The organism is Sutcliffiella cohnii, assembly GCF_002250055.1.
Lineage (GTDB): Bacteria > Bacillota > Bacilli > Bacillales > Bacillaceae_I > Sutcliffiella > Sutcliffiella cohnii.
This window is the reverse complement of sequence record NZ_CP018866.1, coordinates 3804262-3822422: the sequence shown is the minus strand read 5'-3', so window position 1 is coordinate 3822422 and position 18161 is coordinate 3804262. Positions and strand designations below refer to the sequence as shown.

Genomic DNA, 18161 nt, shown 5'->3' with positions numbered 1-18161 from the left:
GATTTGCTATACACTTTATATATAATTAAGAGTGGTTAAGGGGGAAGGGAATATATCCCTCCCCCTTTTTTCCATGTAGTGATGGATAGACGTTGTATTTTCAATAAAAGGAGGCCTTTTTCATGAACAAGAAAAGTATTCGCGATATTGATGTAAAAGGTAAAAGAGTCTTTTGTCGTGTAGACTTTAACGTACCGATGAAAGATGGTGTAGTTGGCGACGAGACTCGTATTCGTGCAGCAATCCCGACGATTCAACATTTAGTTGAAAATGGTGCAAAAGTTATTTTAGCAAGTCATCTAGGACGTCCAAAAGGGGAAGTTGTAGAAGAACTTCGCTTAGCACCAGTAGCCCGCCGTCTTCAAGAGCTTTTAGGTCGTGACGTAGCAGTAGCTAACGAAGCGTATGGAGAAGCTGTGAAAGCACAAGTAGACGCTCTAGCGGAAGGTGACGTACTTGTATTAGAAAATGTACGCTTCTACCCTGGTGAAGAGAAAAACGATTCAGAACTAGCAAAACAATTTGCAGAGCTTGCAGATGTTTACGTAAATGATGCATTTGGTGCAGCTCACCGTGCTCATGCTTCTACAGAAGGTATTGCACATCACGTACCTGTTGCAGTTTCCGGTCTATTAATGGAAAAAGAATTAGACGTACTAGGTAAAGCTTTATCACATCCTGACCGTCCATTCACTGCAATTATCGGTGGTGCAAAAGTTAAAGACAAAATCGGTGTTATTGATAACCTACTGGATAAAGTAGATAACCTAATTATCGGTGGAGGACTTGCTTACACTTTCATTAAAGCGCAAGGACACGATGTTGGGAAATCTCTTCTAGAAGAAGATAAAATAGATTTAGCAAAATCGTTCATGGAAAAAGCGAAGAAAAACGACGTAAACTTCTACATGCCAGTTGACGTTTTAGTAGCTGATGATTTCTCTAACGATGCTAATACAAAAATTGTTCCAATTGATCAAATTCCTAGCGATTGGGAAGGTTTAGACTGTGGTCCAAAATCTAGCGAGATTTATGCAGAAGTTATTAAAAACTCTAAACTAGTTATTTGGAACGGACCGATGGGAGTATTCGAATTAGATACTTTCGCAAACGGAACAAAATCAGTAGCAGAAGCACTAGCACAATCTCAAGATACATACTCTGTAATCGGTGGAGGAGACTCCGCAGCTGCAGTAGAAAAGTTCAATCTTGCAGATAAAATGAGCCACATCTCTACAGGTGGAGGAGCTTCCTTAGAATTTATGGAAGGTAAAGCCCTACCAGGAGTAGTAGCTTTAAACGATAAGTAAGATTCTTACCCTTTAATGTTATGAAGTGAAGTTACTTCGTTTTTGTGAGTGGAACGGGTCCATGGCAAAGCGGCGTTCGGGATATACATACAAACGAGTGACACGCTAATAATGACAGGGTGAAAATAATAAGCATTGAAAGGAATGAAATTCCATGCGTAAACCAATTATTGCAGGAAACTGGAAAATGCACAAAACTGCTTCTGAAGCAGTAAGCTTTGTAGAAGAAGTGAAGGGATTAATTCCTTCAGCTGACAAAGTGGATGCAGTTGTTTGTTCACCTGCCCTATTTTTAGACCGTCTAGTACAAAATGTAGAAGGTAGCGAACTTAAAGTTGGCGCTCAAAACATGCACTGGGAAGAAAGTGGAGCGTTCACAGGTGAAATTAGCCCTGTAGCCTTAAAAGACTTAGGAGTAACTTACGTAGTTTTGGGTCACTCTGAGCGTCGTGAAATGTTTGCAGAAACAGACGAAACTGTAAACAAAAAAGTATTATCATCTTTCCAACACGGATTAACTCCTATCGTTTGCTGTGGCGAAACGTTAGAAGAGCGTGAAGCTGGAAAAACAAATGATCTAGTAGGAGACCAAGTGAAAAAAGCGCTAACGGGCCTAACTGCTGATCAAGTAAAAACAACAGTCATTGCTTACGAACCTATTTGGGCAATCGGAACTGGAAAATCTTCAACTGCAGAAGATGCGAACGAAGTATGTGCACATATTCGTCAAGTTGTAGGGACTGAATTCGGTCAAGATGCTGCAGATGCAGTTCGTATTCAATACGGCGGAAGTGTAAAACCAGGTAACATCGCTGAATATATGGCACAACCAGATATCGATGGAGCTTTAGTTGGCGGAGCAAGCCTAGAAGCTCAATCTTTCTTACAGCTTTTGGAGGCAGGTAAGAATGAGTAAAAAACCAGTAGCACTTATTATTTTAGACGGCTTCGCTCTTCGTAATGAAGAAAAAGGGAACGCCGTTGTTCATGCAAAGAAACCAAACTTTGACCGTTACTGGAACAACTATCCACATGCGCAATTAACTGCTAGTGGAGAAGCGGTAGGATTACCTGAAGGACAAATGGGGAATTCTGAAGTTGGGCACTTAAATATTGGTGCTGGCCGTATCGTTTATCAAAGTTTGACTCGAGTGAACGTTGCTATCCGTGAAGGACATTTCGCAGAAAACGAAACATTCCTTCGCGCAATGAACCATGCAAAAGAAAAAAACTCTAACTTACACATTTTCGGTCTACTTTCAGACGGTGGTGTACATAGTCATATTAACCACCTTTTCGCTCTATTAGAACTAGCGAAAAAAGAAGGTGTGGAGAGAGTTTACATTCACGGTTTCCTTGATGGTCGTGATGTAGCACCTCAAAGTGCGAAACAATTTATTGAGCAATTAAATGCACACATTGAACAAACAGGTGTTGGAGAAATCGCAACTATTTCTGGTCGTTATTACTCGATGGACCGCGACAAGCGTTGGGATCGTGTAGAAAAGTCGTATCGATCCATGGTATACGGCGAAGGGCCATCTTACCGTAATGCATTAGAAGTTGTTGAAGACTCTTATGCAAATGGTATCTACGATGAATTCGTATTACCATCTGTCATTACGAAAGAAGACGGAAGCCCAGTAGCAACAATCCAAAACGATGACGCTGTTATTTTCTATAACTTCCGTCCAGACCGTGCGATCCAAATTTCAAACACGTTCACGAACAAAGACTTCCGTTCGTTTGACCGTGGAGAAAAGCACCCTGAAAACTTAATGTTCGTATGTTTAACACATTTCAGTGAGTCAGTAGACGGATATGTTGCATTTCAACCAGTTGGAATGGATAATACCCTTGGTGAAGTATTAGCTCAACAAGGGTTAAAGCAACTACGAATTGCTGAAACGGAAAAATATCCACACGTTACGTTCTTCATGAGCGGTGGACGTGAGGAGCCTTTCCCAGGTGAAGAGAGAATATTAATTGATTCACCGAAAGTAGCAACGTATGACTTAAAGCCAGAAATGAGTGCATATGAAGTAACAGAAGCACTATTAAAAGAAATCGAAGCAGATAAACATGATACGATTATTTTAAACTTTGCGAACCCAGATATGGTAGGGCACTCCGGAATGCTTGAGCCAACTGTGAAAGCAATTGAAGTAGTCGACGAATGTTTAGGAAAAGTTGTCGAAGCAATTAATGCTAAAGGCGGAACTGCTATTATTACAGCTGACCACGGGAACGCTGATGAAGTCATTACGTTAGAAGGCAACCCGATGACAGCACATACAACAAACCCAGTTCCTGTTATCGTAACACGCGAAGGTCTAGAACTTCGTAACGACGGTATTTTAGGAGACTTGGCGCCAACAGTACTTGACTTACTAGGCGTTGACAAACCAGAAGAAATGACAGGAAATACGTTAATTAAAAAATAATATAAGAGTATAGCGCTGAGAAGTGCATTACTTTTTGATTGGAGCGGAAGGTACTTGACTCCCGCGGGAGAAGAGAGAAGGTCGAGACCCCACAGGCGAAGCCGAGGAGGCTCGACTCTCTCCCCGCAGGAAAGCAAGTACCTGTAGCGGAAATCAACTATTGTAAAAAATATTTTAAAATAAAAAGGAGACTTACAAACATGCCAATTATCTCTGATATTTACGCACGCGAAGTATTAGACTCTCGCGGTAACCCAACAATTGAAGTAGAAGTTTACACAGAATCAGGCGCATTCGGTCGCGCACTAGTACCAAGTGGTGCATCTACAGGTGAATACGAAGCAGTAGAACTACGTGACGGTGACAAATCTCGTTACTTAGGTAAAGGTGTTCAAAACGCAGTTGAAAACGTAAACGAGCAAATCGCTCCTGAACTTATCGGTCTTTACGACGTAATGGAGCAAGTAGCTATCGACCAAGCATTAATGGAGCTTGACGGTACAGAAAACAAAGGAAAATTAGGAGCAAACGCTATTCTTGGTGTTTCTATGGCAGTAGCTCGTGCAGCAGCTGACTTCCTACAAATTCCTTTATACCAATACTTAGGCGGATTCAGTGCAAAAACTCTTCCAGTACCAATGATGAACATCATCAACGGTGGAGAGCATGCTGACAACAACGTAGACATCCAAGAATTCATGGTAATGCCTGTTGGAGCTGAAAACTTCAAAGAAGCACTTCGTATGGGTGCTGAAATTTTCCACGCTCTTAAAGCAGTTTTAAGTGCAAAAGGTTTAAACACAGCTGTTGGTGACGAAGGTGGATTCGCTCCAAACTTAGGATCTAACGAAGAAGCTCTTCAAACAATCATCGAAGCAATCGAAAAAGCTGGTTACAAACCAGGTGAGCAAGTAATGCTTGCTATGGACGCTGCAGCTTCTGAGTTCTACAACAAAGAAGACGGTAAATACCACCTTAAAGGTGAAGGTGTTGTTTACACTTCTGAAGAAATGGTTGAATTCTACGCGAAAATGGCGGAGAAATACCCAATCATCTCGATCGAAGACGGCTTAGATGAAAACGACTGGGAAGGTTTCAAACTATTAACGGAGCGCATCGGCGGTAAAGTTCAATTAGTTGGAGACGACCTATTCGTAACAAACACGAAAAAATTAGCAGAAGGTATCGAGCGTAAAATCGGTAACTCTATCCTAATCAAAGTAAACCAAATCGGTACACTAACTGAAACATTCGAAGCAATCGAAATGGCAAAACGCGCTGGTTACACAGCTGTAATCTCTCACCGTTCTGGTGAAACAGAAGACAGCACAATTGCTGACATCGCAGTTGCAACAAACGCTGGCCAAATCAAAACTGGTGCACCATCTCGTACAGACCGTGTAGCTAAATACAACCAATTACTTCGCATCGAAGACCAACTTGGTGACACAGCTCGCTACGACGGCTTACGTTCTTTCTATAACTTAAAGAAATAAAGTGAATGAGGGTCTGACCTATTAGGGGTCAGGCCCTTTTATATTGGGTGGCGTGAACAATGGGCCTGCTGGCCGAAAAGTGTTACCGGTTGGCGTAAAAAGATGCTCAATTGGCCGAAAAGTGTTACCGGTTGGCGTAAAAAGATGCTCAATTGGCCGAAAAGTGTTACCGGTTGGCGTAAAAAGAAGCTCAGTTGGCCGAAAAGTGTTACCGGTTGGCGTAAAAAGAAGCTCAGTTGGCCGAAAAGTGTTTCTAGTTGGCGTAAAAAGAAGCTCAGTTGGCCGAAAAGTGAGTTCGGTTGGCCGAAAAGTGAGTCCGGTTGGCCGAAAAGTGAGTCCAGTTGGCGCAAAAGTGAGTTCGGTTGGCGCAAAAGTGAGTTCGGTTGGCCGAAAAGTGAGTTCAGTTGGCACAAAAGCGAGTTAGCTTGGCCAAAAAAATGATTCAAATTACTTAATAAGGCTCACGACTAGCACAAAAAACTAACAGTAAACGCAAAGTGCACTATTCCAAATGAAGAAATTCCTGACCTTTTCGCATTTTCTCCCTCTTGTCCACACTAACATTTTGTGGTACATTTATTGTAAGTTTACTTATGAACGTTCGATGGAGGTGTCGTAGTCACATGCAAATTTTCTTAACTATTTTACTTATTATTACTTCTTTAGCACTTGTAGTCGTTGTTTTACTTCAATCAGGAAAAAGTGCTGGTCTATCTGGTGCAATCGCTGGTGGAGCAGAAACATTATTTGGTAAACAAAAAGCGCGCGGTCTTGATTTAGTTTTACATCGTGCAACGATCGTATTAGCTGTACTATTTTTCTTACTAACTTTAGCAATCGCTTATTTTGCATAAAACAACAGTAAAACCACTTCCCATTACCGAGAAGTGGTTTTTTTAATTAACGGAAATGCGACCGTAACGTTAGTCCCTTTTCCTTCCTCGCTAAAAAAGTTAATCGTTCCATTATATTTCTGGACAATATTAAAGCAAATCATTAACCCAAGTCCAGTCCCTTTTGCCTTTAAAGAATAGAAGGGAGTGCCGATTCTTTTTAATTGTTCCTTCGTCATCCCAACCCCTTGATCGACAATGTCAATTTGAACCCTATCATTAACTTTTCTAACCTTTACTCGCACTGTTCCCCCATGCTTGGAAGCTTCCACCGCGTTTTTCAATAAATTGACGAATAGCTGCTTAAATTCCATTAAAGTACATTGAATCGAATAATAATCTTCAATGTCTAATTCTATTTGGATTGTATCAATGTGAGCGTACGTATTTAGCAAATCCATTACATTATAAAGAGCTGGTTTAACTTCAACTGTTTCAACTTCACTAACCTCAGGCTTTGCGAGAGATAAAAAGTCTGAAATAACCGTTTCAGCTGTATACAGCTCGTCCATCATTAATTTATAATGCTTCTTTATATGGTCAGGTAATTGCTTATCTGTTTCATGTAATTGGATAAATCCTTTCACTACTGTAATCGGATTGCGAATTTCATGTGCAACTGCTGCAGCCAATTGTCCTGTTGTCTTTAATCGTTCATCCTCTTGGATTTGCTGATAATACTGCTTTTGCTCTTCAATTTTTTTCTTAATGAGTGCAAAAATAAAATAAAGCATAACTTGGCATGCTAAAAAATTGATCGCATAACCGTGTAAGTCTTTATAAAATATAGGAAAACCAGCTCCTTGATCTACTAAAAAGACATAAAGCATAAAAGAAAGTACTATTACAACATTACTAATTAACGAAAAATAAAATAGCCTTTGATTGTAGAACAATATCGCTATCCCTGGAATAAAGCAAATGATAAGGAGTGGTGATAAAGTGAATGGATAGAAAATGAACATTGCGTAAAAATAAATGGGCATTGCAATGTTCAATGCATATTTAGTGAAGATATTTTTCTTTTTAGGATAAATAATTAATAGTATGGAAATGACTACTACAATTAATAGGTGCGTAATAAATGTGGCTGTTGGCCCATTTTCCCACAGTTCAATGAACGAACCTAACGTCATTAAGACGATACTAGCAATCGCAATAATCCAATATATTTTTTTATTTGGTAAATGGGTTTGATTCTTCATGTTAATACCTCAATATTTGTAATATCTCCATTTTACTAGATTATAGTTGGAAAGAAAATGTAAAAAAAAGAGAGACCGCTTTGGCCCCCTAATTTTCCTATTCAACATTCTTACTAAGCTCCTTAAATGCCTCACTTATTTCTTCCATCGTCATCCCCATTTCTTTGGCTTCAAGAATCATTTGAATCCAGTCACAATCTAATTCATATTCTAGGTCCACAGTTATTCCCCCTTAATTCTTTTCGTTTCTTGCCATTTCTTAAAATGAAGGTAATCACGAAACTGTACAAAATCTTCTTTTGTCATCCCCTCAGAAATCGCTTTGTATAAAAGCCGTCGCCATTCAGCATCTAGCGTAATTTTTGGCCCACTTACCTTTTTCTTTTTATTAAGTAATTCTTCTATATCGGTATCTAATGATGTCGCAATTTTACTTAACAATTGAAGAGAAGGGTTTACTTGCAAATTTCGTTCTAATTGACTCAAGTAAGACTTTGAAACACCTGATTTTTCCGCTAATTCACTTAAACTAAGTCCATTATTATTACGAAGTTTCTTTATCTCGTCACCAATCATACACATCGTCCTAACTATATATCTTTTTGTTCATTATATCGTACAGTTAATTCATTATAAAAAACAAAAAACTAAGTAAATGAGAGAAAACTAATGAAAAAGTCCTAAAAATGTTCTCAATTGCGAAAAAACGAACTAATTTGGCGTTTTTCATAACGAACAAAGTGTTTTATACTTCGTATTGTAAGGTTCGTTAAAGAGAACAACGAACTTAAAAATTTTACCTTAGGGGTATAGGAGGAAAAAGAATGAGTTTAAAAAAGAAATTAGGTTTAGGGGTAGCTTCAGCAGCACTAGGTTTAGCACTAATTGGTGGAGGTACATATGCGTACTTTAGTGACACAGTAGCAACAACTAACACATTTGCATCGGGTACATTAGATTTATCCATTAATCCAGAGTATGTAATTCGTGCTGAAAACATTAAACCAGGAGATATTATGCCAAGAGCTTTTGAACTTTCAAATGACGGTACTTTAGATATCTCTAGAGTTGATATTCATACAGATTACACTGTTGAATATGGCGACAAGTATACAGGAGGAGACTTAGGTGAGCATATTCTCGTACATTTCATGACAAACGTAGATAAGAATGGTCTAGGTAATATCGTTGTAGGGCCAAACAATGTTATAACTACTACTACTTTAGCAGAACTAAAAGCTGCAGATGGTCTTCCTGATGCAGTAGCAAATGATCTATACGTAAATTTACCGTGGCTAGGTGAAGTAAATGGAGAAAGGGGCGGCCTTGCAGCTGGGGATTCAGATGACTTAATTGTTGTGTTTGAATTTGTAGATAATACTGAAGATCAAAATACATTCCAAGATGCTGAGTTGACTCTCTTCTGGAACTTCGAAGCTCACCAAACAGCTGGAACTATAAAATAAGAAACTAGATAGATTGGGGAAGGGTGGGGTTAGCTCACCTTTCACCATTTATTTTTTATCATAAATATATAAATCTAATTGTATATTCATGATAGAAAGTAAAAGCATTAAAGGAGGTTCTAACATTGAAATGAGGAGCTCTAGATTAAGGAAGTTTGGTAAAAAGAACAAAGGGTTTCTAATCATTTTACAATTAGCTGCTATTTATTATGTATCAATTATTTCACTATCATATTTAACAAATGGAACACTAGCCTATTACAGTGACACTTCACAAACAAACACTAGGATCACTACTGCTTCAGATTGGTACGACGGAAGTGATCTTATTTTTCCTAATAGAGGTACTCAAGTTGTACATAGTTGTCCTCCTGAAGAAATCGGTGTGGTAGTTAAAAATGATGGATTAGATATGTCTAAAGCGACAGAGTATGAGATTTATTACACTGAATTATATGAAAATGGGAATCCACTAAAACATGGTGATAGAATTTTTTCAGGTTGGATTGAACCGATCCCTAAAGGGGGGACTGTCCTCTTAACTTATCAAGCTGAAAGTGAAGGATGGTACGTTTTCAAAGCTCTACAAAGACCTGGATTTGAAAAGGACTATATTAATAGAAAAGAAGTGTGGAGTGAAAAAGTGAAAGTCCAGTGTAAAAAACAGAAAGATATTAAGGGAGCAGCTGAAGAAGAAGAGAATGAAATAGATAAGTCATTAGAGGAAAAGGAAGAAATAGTAGAAGAACAACCGAATGAAGACATAAAAAATGAAGAGGAAGAAAATAAAGAAGAAAAAATGGATGAAGAATTAGAACCAGAGCCAGAAAAAGAAGAAAAAAGTGAAGAAATACCTCCAGAAGAAAGTGACGATGAAAAAACTGAAGAAGAGATATCTTCAGATCAACCTAAGAATCAGAGTATAGATGAAGAAAAGGAACATGAAGGAGATGAATCAAGTGAAGGATAAGCTTAAAAGCCTATTTAGTCTAAAAAATATAAAAAAATGGTTTAGTAGTTTAGTGACATTTACTTTATTTGCAACTTTAATTTTAATGGCTGTTCTCGTAATATCCTCCAAAGCTGCTGGAGGAGAACCACAAGTTTTAGGCTATCAATTAAAAACTGTTTTATCTGGTTCAATGGAGCCAGAAATAAAAACAGGATCCGTTATTGCGGTAAAGCCTGATGTAGATATGAAAGGCTTTGAAAAAGGGGATATTATTACATTTAAAGCAGATACAGAGAAATTAATTACTCATAGAATTACAGAAGTTGTTACTAGTGGAGAACATGTAATGTATCGAACTAAAGGCGATAGTAATAATGCAGAAGATTCCGCGCCTGTTTTGTCTGAAAATGTAGTTGCACAGTATACCGGCTTCACTATCCCATATGCTGGTTATTTTATCAACTTTGCGAATTCTAAAAATGGAAGCTTACTTTTAATGGTCCTTCCAGGTATATTACTCGTACTTTATGCTGGTTTAACAATTAAGAGTGCAATAAATGAGATCGAGAAAAATAGTAAACAACTAACTGTTCCAATTGAGGATACACCGCCAAAAGTTTAGTTAAGCCCTTAAGGGAAGGGAGAAACGGTATGAATGCTATAGTAAAACTTATCATGTATAGTGCTTTACTAATACTAATAATACAATCGGCTACTTCTTCTGTTCTTGCTGACTCTAATGAAAATGAAATAGATATAAGGACTTCACCCGAAAAAATACTTTTTGAATTAGATAACATGAAACCAGGAGATTGGGCAGAAAGAAGTTTAGTAGTAACAAATAGCGGTACGAAAGATTTTAAATATCTTTCGTCCGCAAGTTTAGTTTCAGGTTCTGAAAAATTTTATAATGCTCTTATTTTATCTATTTCAGATAAAAGTGGACAGATTTTTAATGGTAGTCTTGAAGATTTTAAAGCGTTAAATCCAAGAGAAATTGTATCAGGTGGAAAGGATGAATTGTTATTTAAAGTGGAGTTTCCATATGAAAAGGGAAATGAGTATCAAGGTTTAGCATCTATAGTAGAATTTAAGTTTTATGCAGAAGGTACACTTGGAGGAGTTAGCCCTGTGGATGGTGTAAAGTTACCTAAAACAGCTACAAACATTTTAGATATTATTTTAATTGGTGTCATTATTTTAACTATAGGTACATTTATATTAATAATAAGTAATAGAAAAAAACGAAAAATGCAATATAAATAAATTTTTAAAGTTATTTCTTTTAAAGGAGAGAAATTAAGGTGTACACCAAAACCTGCCCAACCTGCACGAAACCATCCTACTCCAGCTCAGAATTCTCCCGATGGATCTGTCCAACTTGTTCAACAGACTTAACTTCTCAAAAGGAATACGTAGCATTATGTCATCAACCAACTAAATACGAAAGAAAGAAACAGCTTACTCTTTATGTAAAGAGCTATAAAATCGACCGAGTCATATAATAAAGCGCCGATGCATTTTGCTATCGACGCTTTTATTTTTGGCTTGCTTTCCATTTATTAAATTCTAGCCATTCTTTGAATTCATCTTTTGATACACCTGAATTCATAGCTTCTTTTACTAGGTTAGCCCACTCTGAATCGATGGCTCCTTCGTCTACTTCTTCATGTAGAAGGCTGTTGACGGATACGCCTAAAACTGCTGAAACCTTTTCTAAAAACTGTACAGATGGGTTCGATTGTAAGTTACGTTCGATGGAACTTAAATAAGATTTAGCAACCCCTGCACGCTCTGCTAGTTCTGACATGGATAATTTCTTTTCTTCACGAATTTTTTTGATGCGCTCGCCGATCACAGTAGTCACCTTCTTTCTCTATCTCTAACTTTTTCTATTATATCATATATCGAAGGTGTTGTTTGATATTTCAAACAAAAATAAAACTATACGAACTAAAGAGAGGTGTTCGGATAGTTATGTAAAAACTCTCTAATTTCTTCCACGCTAATGCCGAATTCTAACGCAGATGATATTAGTTCAATCCACTCTTTATCTAGATTCTCAGTCATTTCTAGTACCCCATTCCCCATACTTTTTCCCTCCTAAAATACAATCAGTATCCCAGGCAGTCCAGCCATCATAGCAGATTTTTTTCTCTTTCTTTGTTTATCTCCCGTAGACCTGTTGACTTTGCGTCCTTATTTTTCAATAAGTTTGCCTTTGACTGAATCAATAGTCGCACTACTTTTTCTATATGTCCAAAGTTATTATAAAACAACCATATTAAAGATGTTGAAGATACATGTCGAAGTAGTAAAAAAGTGATAAATCTCTCTAAAGCTTGATATGATAACGATTAGAGGAATTAAATGTTAATTTTTTACTAAAAAGGAGAAAAATAATTTTATCCACTTTTGTCGAAATAGTCTGAAACTTAAAGTTAGGCAAATTGTTACCCACATAAAAATAAATAGGATTGCGAAGCTGTTACTTTTTTACTAGTAATTCGTTTAGCACCATATTTCATGCGTAACAAAACGTTTTATGGTAATATATTCTTTTTGGATAGGATAAATTTTTACTTATAAATGGTTGAGCATACTATACATAATAATAAAGAGTGAGGGATGTCCCAATGAAAGTGAAGTTACCAGAACCGTTCACGTTTGAAGGCGGGGAACGAGCGGTTTTACTATTACACGGATTTACAGGAAATTCAGCCGATGTTCGCATGTTAGGCCGATTTTTAGAAACAAGAGGTTATACATGTCATGCACCACAATATAAAGGACATGGTGTTCCGCCAGAAGAACTTGTTCATACAGGCCCGGAAGATTGGTGGCAAGATGTAATGGAAGCTTATCAGTTTTTAAAAGATAAGGGTCATGAGCAAATTGCAGCTGTTGGTTTGTCTCTTGGAGGCGTATTTTCTCTTAAATTAGGTTACACTGTACCTATTAAGGGTATTGTCCCAATGTGCGCACCAATGTATATAAAAAGTGAAGAAGTAATGTATGAAGGTGTTTTAGCGTATGCTCGTGAATGGAAGCGAAGAGAAGGAAAAACACCAGAACAGATTGAACAAGAAATGAAGGCTTTTGCTCCGATGAATACGTTAAAAGAGCTACAAGCATTAATCGCTGACGTTCGTGACAATGTCGATATGATTTACTCGCCAACATTTGTAGTTCAAGCACGCCACGATAAAATGATTAATACAGACAGTGCGAACATTATTTACAATGCAGTGGAGGCAGACAATAAGAAAATAAAATGGTATGAAGAATCAGGTCATGTCATTACGCTAGATAAAGAGCGTGAACAACTACATGAAGATGTTTATGAATTTTTAGAGTCATTAGATTGGTAAGGTGTATTAGACAATTAAAAGGAGGGATGGGAAATGGAAGAAATGATTCAAGAACATATAGAGCGGCTTCTTTCCTATATGAAAGAAGAGGCCTATAAGCCGTTAACTACGGGTGAGTTAGAAAGTGCATTCGGAATAGAAGATTCAGAGGAATTTAAAACGTTTGTCAAAGCGTTAGTGCAAATGGAAGAACAGGGGTTAGTTGTTCGTACGAGAAGTAATCGTTACGGGTTACCAGAAAAAATGAACCTTGTTCGTGGTAAAGTAGTTGGCCATTCAAAAGGGTTCGCTTTCGTTGTACCGGAAGAAGCTGATTTAGAGGATGTGTTTATTCCACCGACAGAGCTAAATAATGCGATGCACGGAGATATCGTTCTCGTACGAGTGAACAAGCGTGCAGAAGGTGGTTCTCGACAAGAAGGAACCGTTATTCGGATTGTAGAACGTAGTGTGAAGCAAATAGTCGGTACATATACAGAAAGCAAAAATTTCGGTTTCGTTATTCCTGATGATAAAAAGGTAACGAGTGATATTTTTATACCGAAGGAAGCAACAGGTGGAGCGGTAGAAGGTCATAAAGTTGTCGTGAAAATTACAACGTATCCAGAAGGACGTTTAAGTGCGGAAGGAGAAGTAGTTGAAATACTTGGGCATAAAAATGATCCTGGTGTTGATATTCTCTCCGTTATTCATAAGCACGGATTACCTGGTGATTTTCCGAAAGAAGCGCTGGACCAAGCGATTGCTGTACCAGACGAAATTAGCGAAGAAGATATGAAAGGCCGCCGCGATCTTCGTGACGAAGTGATCGTTACGATTGACGGTGCTGATGCGAAAGATTTAGATGATGCTGTAACGGTAATGCAATTAGATAACGGAAATTATAAATTAGGTGTACACATTGCCGATGTTTCTTATTACGTAACAGAAGATTCCCCTATTGATAAAGAAGCGTTAGACCGTGGTACAAGTGTTTATTTAGTAGACCGAGTTATTCCGATGATACCGCATCGCTTATCCAATGGTATTTGTTCTTTAAATCCAAAAGTAAATCGCTTAACGTTATCATGTGAAATGGAAATAAACCCTTCAGGTGAAGTAGTTAAGCATGAAATTTTCCAAAGTGTGATAAAAACAACGGAACGAATGACGTATACAGATGTGAACAAAATTCTCGTTGATAAAGACGAAGAAACACGTTCTCGTTACGAAAGTTTAGTGCCGATGTTTGAAGAAATGGAAAGACTAGCTGAAATTCTTCGTACTAAACGGATGACACGTGGTGCAATCGATTTTGACTTTAAAGAAGCGAAAGTTCTAGTCGATAAGGAAGGAAACCCAACTGATGTCGTGCTCCGTGAGCGTTCAGTTGCGGAGCGTTTAATTGAGGAGTTCATGCTAGCAGCGAACGAAACGATTGCTGAGCATTTCCATTGGTTAAACGTCCCATTCATTTACCGTGTCCATGAAGATCCGAAAGAAGAAAAGCTACAACGTTTCTTCGAGTTTATTACGAATTTTGGATATGTCGTAAAAGGAAAAGGTAACTCTGTACATCCACGAGCACTTCAAGAAATTATCGAAGCGGTTCAAGGAAAGCCAGAAGAAATGGTTGTTTCAACTGTCATGCTTCGTTCCATGAAGCAAGCGAAATATGACGAAGAAAGCTTAGGCCACTTTGGGCTATCAACAGAGTATTACACTCATTTCACTTCACCAATTCGTCGTTATCCAGATTTAATCGTGCATCGTTTAATCCGCACTTATTTAATTGAAGGAAAAATAGACGAAGATACGCAAGCGAAGTGGAAAGAAAAGTTACCGGAAATTGCCGAGCATACGTCTAACCGCGAACGTCGAGCAGTAGATGCGGAAAGAGAAACAGATGAGCTGAAGAAAGCGGAGTATATGTTAGATAAGATCGGCGAAGAATACGACGGTATTATTAGCTCTGTTACAAACTTCGGTATGTTCGTGGAACTGCCAAATACAATTGAAGGGCTCGTTCACGTAAGCTACTTAACAGACGATTACTATTCGTACGACGAACGTCATTATGCAATGATCGGGGAGCGTACAGGGAAAGTATATCGAATCGGTGATGAGATTACGATTCGCGTCGTTAATGTCGATAAAGATGAACGCTCCATTGATTTTGAAGTAGTTGGCATGAAAGGAACTCGCCGAACATTAAGTAAAGACGCACCTCGCGTTATAAAAAGTGATGCAGGTAAACCACCGAAAGGACGTAGCCAAAAACGAAAACGTGATAAAGACGTTGATGACTACACCTTTGAAATAGGATGGTCTACCCAATCACCGAATAAAAAGAAGAAAACTGAGAAAAAACATTACGAAAATGCCCCAAAAGCAAAACGTAAAAAGAAAAAGAAGCGATAATGGAATATTGCAGCCCGCCGTTAATGGTGGGCTTTTATCGATTTTAGGGGGTAATAACGGTGCGTGGTGATAAATAACTGGGGCGCGGTGATAAATAAACCGGCGTGGGTGATAAATAAATTAGCGTGGGTGATAAATAAGCTGTGTTCAGTGATAAATAAATTAGCGTTGGTGATAAATAAAACGGGTTAGGTGATAAATAAATCAGCGTTGGTGATAAATAAACCGAGCCCGGTGATAAATAAACTCAGCTCCATGATAAATAAAACAACAGATGATAACTAAACCAGAGCCCAACACTAAATAAAATGCCTACAGTATTAATTAAAACACCCCTTTCATATAAAAAACGCACCACCCGCTATACAATAACTACAAAACTACCTTACTCCTTGTATCCACCCCTCATTTTTGGTAAAATGTTCATTACAAAAGGAAGGGGAAACGCGATGCCAAAAGGACATGGAAAGACGTTAAGCCAAAACAAAAAAGCATATCATGATTATTTCATTGAAGAGACATATGAAACAGGAATGGTATTGCAAGGTACAGAAATTAAATCAATTCGTGCTGGCCGTGTGAATTTAAAAGATTCTTTTGCACGTGTTCAAAACGGTGAAGTGTTCTTGCACAACATGCATGTTAGCCCTTATGAGCAAGGTAACCGTTACAATCACGAGCCATTACGGACACGAAAACTACTTCTTCATCGTAAAGAGATTAGCAAACTTATTGGGATGACGAAAGAAGAAGGATACACACTCGTACCACTTAAAGTGTACTTGAAAAATGGATTTGCCAAACTACTTTTAGGTTTAGGTAAAGGGAAAAAGAAATATGACAAACGTGAAGACTTAAAACGTAAAGAAGCAAAACGTGATATTGAACGTGCATTTCGCGAGCGTCAAAAGATGTAATGTGTTTTACAAAAACTTACAATTGAAAAGTTATGTAAGTATGTTATAATAAATTTGTCGCTAAGTTAAGCGGCACTTTGATAATTGAATAGCTAATGTAACGTTAGCTTGAAATATCACTCCGTGTTTTCCCGCTTTAATACGATGGCAAAGTTGAATAAACGATGCTTATCTTTATTATCGAGGGGACGTTACGGATTCGACAGGGATAGTTCGAGCTTGGGTTGCGAGTCGGGGGGATCGTCCTCGTCATCAACGTCAACGCCAATAATAACTGGCAAAGAAAACAACAACTTCGCTTTAGCTGCTTAATAACAGTCTAATGCGGTTCCTCCCTCCATCGCCCATGTGGTAGGATCAGGGACTCACTCTTAGTGGGCTACGCCGGAGATCGCCGTCTGAGGTCAAAGGAAGAGAACAATCAGACTAGCTGCCAGGAAGCCAGTCAATAGGCCGAAGGGTTAGTGAATTACTAATATATTGACTACACTCGTAGATATTCAAGTGGCGATGTTTCTGGACGTGGGTTCGATTAATTATTAGTCGCCTTATGTGGTAACACATAAGTGAAAATCTGGCTTTATCGGTGAAACCTAAGTCGCTTTAAAAGTAGTGATAAGGCAATGCCGAGCGGTATGTGGAGTAATCCAACAGCCGTGTATCGACTTATAGGTTGCCACTCGCAGTGGTAATACTAGGATGCGAAATGCTACCGAGTACGGTAAAAATTATATTTCGCATAATACGCCAGAAGGCCTTATTAAAAAGGTCTAAGATATAGTCAGTGCCATGACGAAAGCATGGAAATACACGTCCCACCGTCTCCATACTTAAAAGACAAAGACCAGCATTTATGCAGGTCTTTGTGACGTAAAGCATAAAGTTTCCGTTTGGAAACTTTATGCTTTATTTTTTTTTAGGAAATTTTATGGTTTATTGTGAATAAGGTACGATTTAAATTGCTTTATATTGATACTTAGAATCTGCGATTGTTATAATGCATGCTGGGGTATAACATGTATTTTCCATAAAACCATAACCCCTGTTTTTTGCGATTTAGTAGTAATAAAACTTCAGTTTGTAAATCCGTTTTTGAAAATATTAAAATACACGTAAAATATTAATACGATAACTTTGAAAAGATTATTTTTAACTATCCACTTTTAAGTTGTTTACTTCTTCAAATTTTTTTATAGCTTCCATTGATGTGTGCTCTTCATCGTTAGTACCTTTAAGATGGGTTACTTCAAATCCTTTCCCAGTAACAAAGACTTCTATCCCATCTATTCTGTTAATATCAACACTTATTTCTAATGGAACAAACGCTGTTTTTTTACTCTGGAAAACATCTCTGTTCCCCCCTCTGTCTTTATTTCGACAACAATTGGTTATTCCCTACTAAAAAAATAAAAAATCAAAATTATGTAAAAATTAAACGTTAAATGAGTGATTTGATATAAAATATTCTTGGAATTATTTTTAATTAAAGTACAACGCAAATTTGCTATTTAAGAATTTAACAGTGGTAGCTTTTATAAACGAATTTCACAAAAGTTAATTATGGCGGTAATGTTGATTAAGAAAAAATTAGATTGAGTCCTAGAATATCCAAGTGATTCTTTCAATTCGAAGATGAGGATATTTAGATTATTATCATAAGCCATTCATTAATAATTTCTAAGGTTCACTGGAGAAAGTTCATAGCAA

The 18161-nt window shown here is 37.7% G+C and carries 18 protein-coding genes, 1 other RNA gene and 1 riboswitch; of the genes, 14 read left to right on the top strand and 5 right to left on the bottom strand.

The genetic code is table 11. The annotated features are described in order from the left end of the window. Nucleotides 1-122: 122 nt before the first annotated feature. The 6 genes from BC6307_RS19310 (at nucleotide 123) to secG (ending at nucleotide 6104) form a co-directional block, all read left to right on the top strand. Nucleotides 123-1310 (top strand): phosphoglycerate kinase, encoded by a 1188-nt coding sequence (locus BC6307_RS19310; RefSeq protein WP_066419541.1) that lies wholly within the window; start codon nucleotides 123-125, stop codon nucleotides 1308-1310. A 154-nt stretch (nucleotides 1311-1464) separates the two neighbouring features. Continuing rightward, nucleotides 1465-2226, top strand: a complete 762-nt coding sequence (gene tpiA / locus BC6307_RS19305; RefSeq protein ID WP_066419543.1) for a triose-phosphate isomerase — start codon at nucleotides 1465-1467, stop codon at nucleotides 2224-2226. Beyond that, the gene (gene gpmI, locus BC6307_RS19300) at nucleotides 2219-3754 is read left to right on the top strand and encodes a 2,3-bisphosphoglycerate-independent phosphoglycerate mutase (RefSeq protein WP_066419544.1); all 1536 of its coding nucleotides are present in this window, start codon (nucleotides 2219-2221) and stop codon (nucleotides 3752-3754) included. The genes tpiA and gpmI overlap by 8 nt, the downstream gene beginning before the upstream one ends. A gap of 200 nt (nucleotides 3755-3954) precedes the next feature. Further along, complete coding sequence (gene eno, locus BC6307_RS19295) at nucleotides 3955-5250, top strand: phosphopyruvate hydratase (RefSeq protein WP_066419546.1); 1296 nt, start codon at nucleotides 3955-3957, stop codon at nucleotides 5248-5250. 52 nt (nucleotides 5251-5302) lie between these two features. After that, on the top strand, nucleotides 5303-5674 hold the full coding sequence (locus tag BC6307_RS19290) for a hypothetical protein (RefSeq protein WP_157729290.1): 372 nt from the start codon (nucleotides 5303-5305) through the stop codon (nucleotides 5672-5674). 199 nt (nucleotides 5675-5873) lie between these two features. Further along, the gene (gene secG / locus BC6307_RS19285) at nucleotides 5874-6104 is read left to right on the top strand and encodes a preprotein translocase subunit SecG (RefSeq protein WP_066418127.1); all 231 of its coding nucleotides are present in this window, start codon (nucleotides 5874-5876) and stop codon (nucleotides 6102-6104) included. Between the two features lie 23 nt (nucleotides 6105-6127). Here secG and BC6307_RS19280 read toward each other — a convergent pair whose 3' ends face one another. The 3 genes from BC6307_RS19280 to BC6307_RS19275 form a co-directional block, all read right to left on the bottom strand. Beyond that, nucleotides 6128-7348: an ATP-binding protein gene (locus tag BC6307_RS19280; protein WP_066418124.1), complete on the bottom strand. Its 1221-nt coding sequence runs from the start codon at nucleotides 7346-7348 to the stop codon at nucleotides 6128-6130. A gap of 97 nt (nucleotides 7349-7445) precedes the next feature. Next, a complete protein-coding gene (sinI, locus tag BC6307_RS24890) occupies nucleotides 7446-7568 on the bottom strand; it encodes a DNA-binding anti-repressor SinI (protein WP_235858189.1) in 123 nt (40 codons plus the stop codon). A 2-nt stretch (nucleotides 7569-7570) separates the two neighbouring features. Continuing rightward, nucleotides 7571-7924, bottom strand: a complete 354-nt coding sequence (locus BC6307_RS19275; RefSeq protein ID WP_066418122.1) for a helix-turn-helix domain-containing protein — start codon at nucleotides 7922-7924, stop codon at nucleotides 7571-7573. A gap of 248 nt (nucleotides 7925-8172) precedes the next feature. Here BC6307_RS19275 and BC6307_RS19270 point away from each other — a divergent pair, with 248 nt between their 5' ends. The 4 genes from BC6307_RS19270 to BC6307_RS19255 all read left to right on the top strand — a co-directional run bounded on the left by BC6307_RS19270 (nucleotide 8173) and on the right by BC6307_RS19255 (nucleotide 11032). Further along, complete coding sequence (locus tag BC6307_RS19270) at nucleotides 8173-8814, top strand: TasA family protein (RefSeq protein ID WP_066418120.1); 642 nt, start codon at nucleotides 8173-8175, stop codon at nucleotides 8812-8814. 130 nt (nucleotides 8815-8944) lie between these two features. After that, nucleotides 8945-9784 (top strand): amyloid fiber anchoring/assembly protein TapA, encoded by an 840-nt coding sequence (gene tapA, locus BC6307_RS19265; protein WP_066418118.1) that lies wholly within the window; start codon nucleotides 8945-8947, stop codon nucleotides 9782-9784. Further along, nucleotides 9765-10388 (top strand): signal peptidase I SipW, encoded by a 624-nt coding sequence (gene sipW / locus BC6307_RS19260; RefSeq protein WP_066418113.1) that lies wholly within the window; start codon nucleotides 9765-9767, stop codon nucleotides 10386-10388. The genes tapA and sipW overlap by 20 nt, the downstream gene beginning before the upstream one ends. Nucleotides 10389-10417: 29 nt before the next feature. Then, the gene (locus tag BC6307_RS19255; protein WP_066418109.1) at nucleotides 10418-11032 is read left to right on the top strand and encodes an LPXTG cell wall anchor domain-containing protein; all 615 of its coding nucleotides are present in this window, start codon (nucleotides 10418-10420) and stop codon (nucleotides 11030-11032) included. A gap of 271 nt (nucleotides 11033-11303) precedes the next feature. Here the strand turns inward: BC6307_RS19255 and BC6307_RS19250 are convergent, their stop codons facing one another. Together BC6307_RS19250 and BC6307_RS19245 are read right to left on the bottom strand one after the other, a co-directional pair. Further along, nucleotides 11304-11624 (bottom strand): helix-turn-helix domain-containing protein, encoded by a 321-nt coding sequence (locus tag BC6307_RS19250; protein ID WP_066418107.1) that lies wholly within the window; start codon nucleotides 11622-11624, stop codon nucleotides 11304-11306. Nucleotides 11625-11719: 95 nt separating this feature from the next. Continuing rightward, complete coding sequence (locus tag BC6307_RS19245; protein ID WP_084380532.1) at nucleotides 11720-11857, bottom strand: anti-repressor SinI family protein; 138 nt, start codon at nucleotides 11855-11857, stop codon at nucleotides 11720-11722. 31 nt (nucleotides 11858-11888) lie between these two features. After that, nucleotides 11889-11996, bottom strand: a riboswitch (cyclic di-GMP riboswitch). Nucleotides 11997-12402: 406 nt separating this feature from the next. On the opposite strand from BC6307_RS19245, the gene BC6307_RS19240 reads away from it, so the two are divergent. The 4 genes from BC6307_RS19240 to ssrA all read left to right on the top strand — a co-directional run bounded on the left by BC6307_RS19240 (nucleotide 12403) and on the right by ssrA (nucleotide 16989). Next, nucleotides 12403-13137: an alpha/beta hydrolase gene (locus BC6307_RS19240; protein ID WP_066418097.1), complete on the top strand. Its 735-nt coding sequence runs from the start codon at nucleotides 12403-12405 to the stop codon at nucleotides 13135-13137. 33 nt (nucleotides 13138-13170) lie between these two features. After that, nucleotides 13171-15537 carry a ribonuclease R gene (gene rnr / locus BC6307_RS19235; protein ID WP_066418094.1) on the top strand — a complete coding sequence of 789 codons (2367 nt, stop codon included), beginning with the start codon at nucleotides 13171-13173 and terminating at the stop codon, nucleotides 15535-15537. Nucleotides 15538-15986: 449 nt separating this feature from the next. Then, nucleotides 15987-16454 carry an SsrA-binding protein SmpB gene (gene smpB, locus BC6307_RS19230; protein ID WP_066418092.1) on the top strand — a complete coding sequence of 156 codons (468 nt, stop codon included), beginning with the start codon at nucleotides 15987-15989 and terminating at the stop codon, nucleotides 16452-16454. 192 nt (nucleotides 16455-16646) lie between these two features. Further along, nucleotides 16647-16989: a transfer-messenger RNA gene (gene ssrA, locus BC6307_RS19225) on the top strand. The last annotated feature ends 1172 nt before the right edge of the window (nucleotides 16990-18161 follow it).

Coding starts and splice junctions, on each gene's coding strand:
- BC6307_RS19310 (WP_066419541.1), top strand. CDS start 123: ATGAACAAGAAAAGTATTCGCGATATTGATGTAAAAGGTAAAAGAGTC.
- BC6307_RS19280 (WP_066418124.1), bottom strand. CDS start 7,348: ATGAAGAATCAAACCCATTTACCAAATAAAAAAATATATTGGATTATT.
- tpiA (WP_066419543.1), top strand. CDS start 1,465: ATGCGTAAACCAATTATTGCAGGAAACTGGAAAATGCACAAAACTGCT.
- BC6307_RS19240 (WP_066418097.1), top strand. CDS start 12,403: ATGAAAGTGAAGTTACCAGAACCGTTCACGTTTGAAGGCGGGGAACGA.
- eno (WP_066419546.1), top strand. CDS start 3,955: ATGCCAATTATCTCTGATATTTACGCACGCGAAGTATTAGACTCTCGC.
- BC6307_RS19270 (WP_066418120.1), top strand. CDS start 8,173: ATGAGTTTAAAAAAGAAATTAGGTTTAGGGGTAGCTTCAGCAGCACTA.
- rnr (WP_066418094.1), top strand. CDS start 13,171: ATGGAAGAAATGATTCAAGAACATATAGAGCGGCTTCTTTCCTATATG.
- BC6307_RS19275 (WP_066418122.1), bottom strand. CDS start 7,924: ATGATTGGTGACGAGATAAAGAAACTTCGTAATAATAATGGACTTAGT.
- smpB (WP_066418092.1), top strand. CDS start 15,987: ATGCCAAAAGGACATGGAAAGACGTTAAGCCAAAACAAAAAAGCATAT.
- BC6307_RS19255 (WP_066418109.1), top strand. CDS start 10,418: ATGAATGCTATAGTAAAACTTATCATGTATAGTGCTTTACTAATACTA.
- BC6307_RS19245 (WP_084380532.1), bottom strand. CDS start 11,857: ATGGGGAATGGGGTACTAGAAATGACTGAGAATCTAGATAAAGAGTGG.
- sipW (WP_066418113.1), top strand. CDS start 9,765: ATGAATCAAGTGAAGGATAAGCTTAAAAGCCTATTTAGTCTAAAAAAT.
- gpmI (WP_066419544.1), top strand. CDS start 2,219: ATGAGTAAAAAACCAGTAGCACTTATTATTTTAGACGGCTTCGCTCTT.
- tapA (WP_066418118.1), top strand. CDS start 8,945: ATGAGGAGCTCTAGATTAAGGAAGTTTGGTAAAAAGAACAAAGGGTTT.
- secG (WP_066418127.1), top strand. CDS start 5,874: ATGCAAATTTTCTTAACTATTTTACTTATTATTACTTCTTTAGCACTT.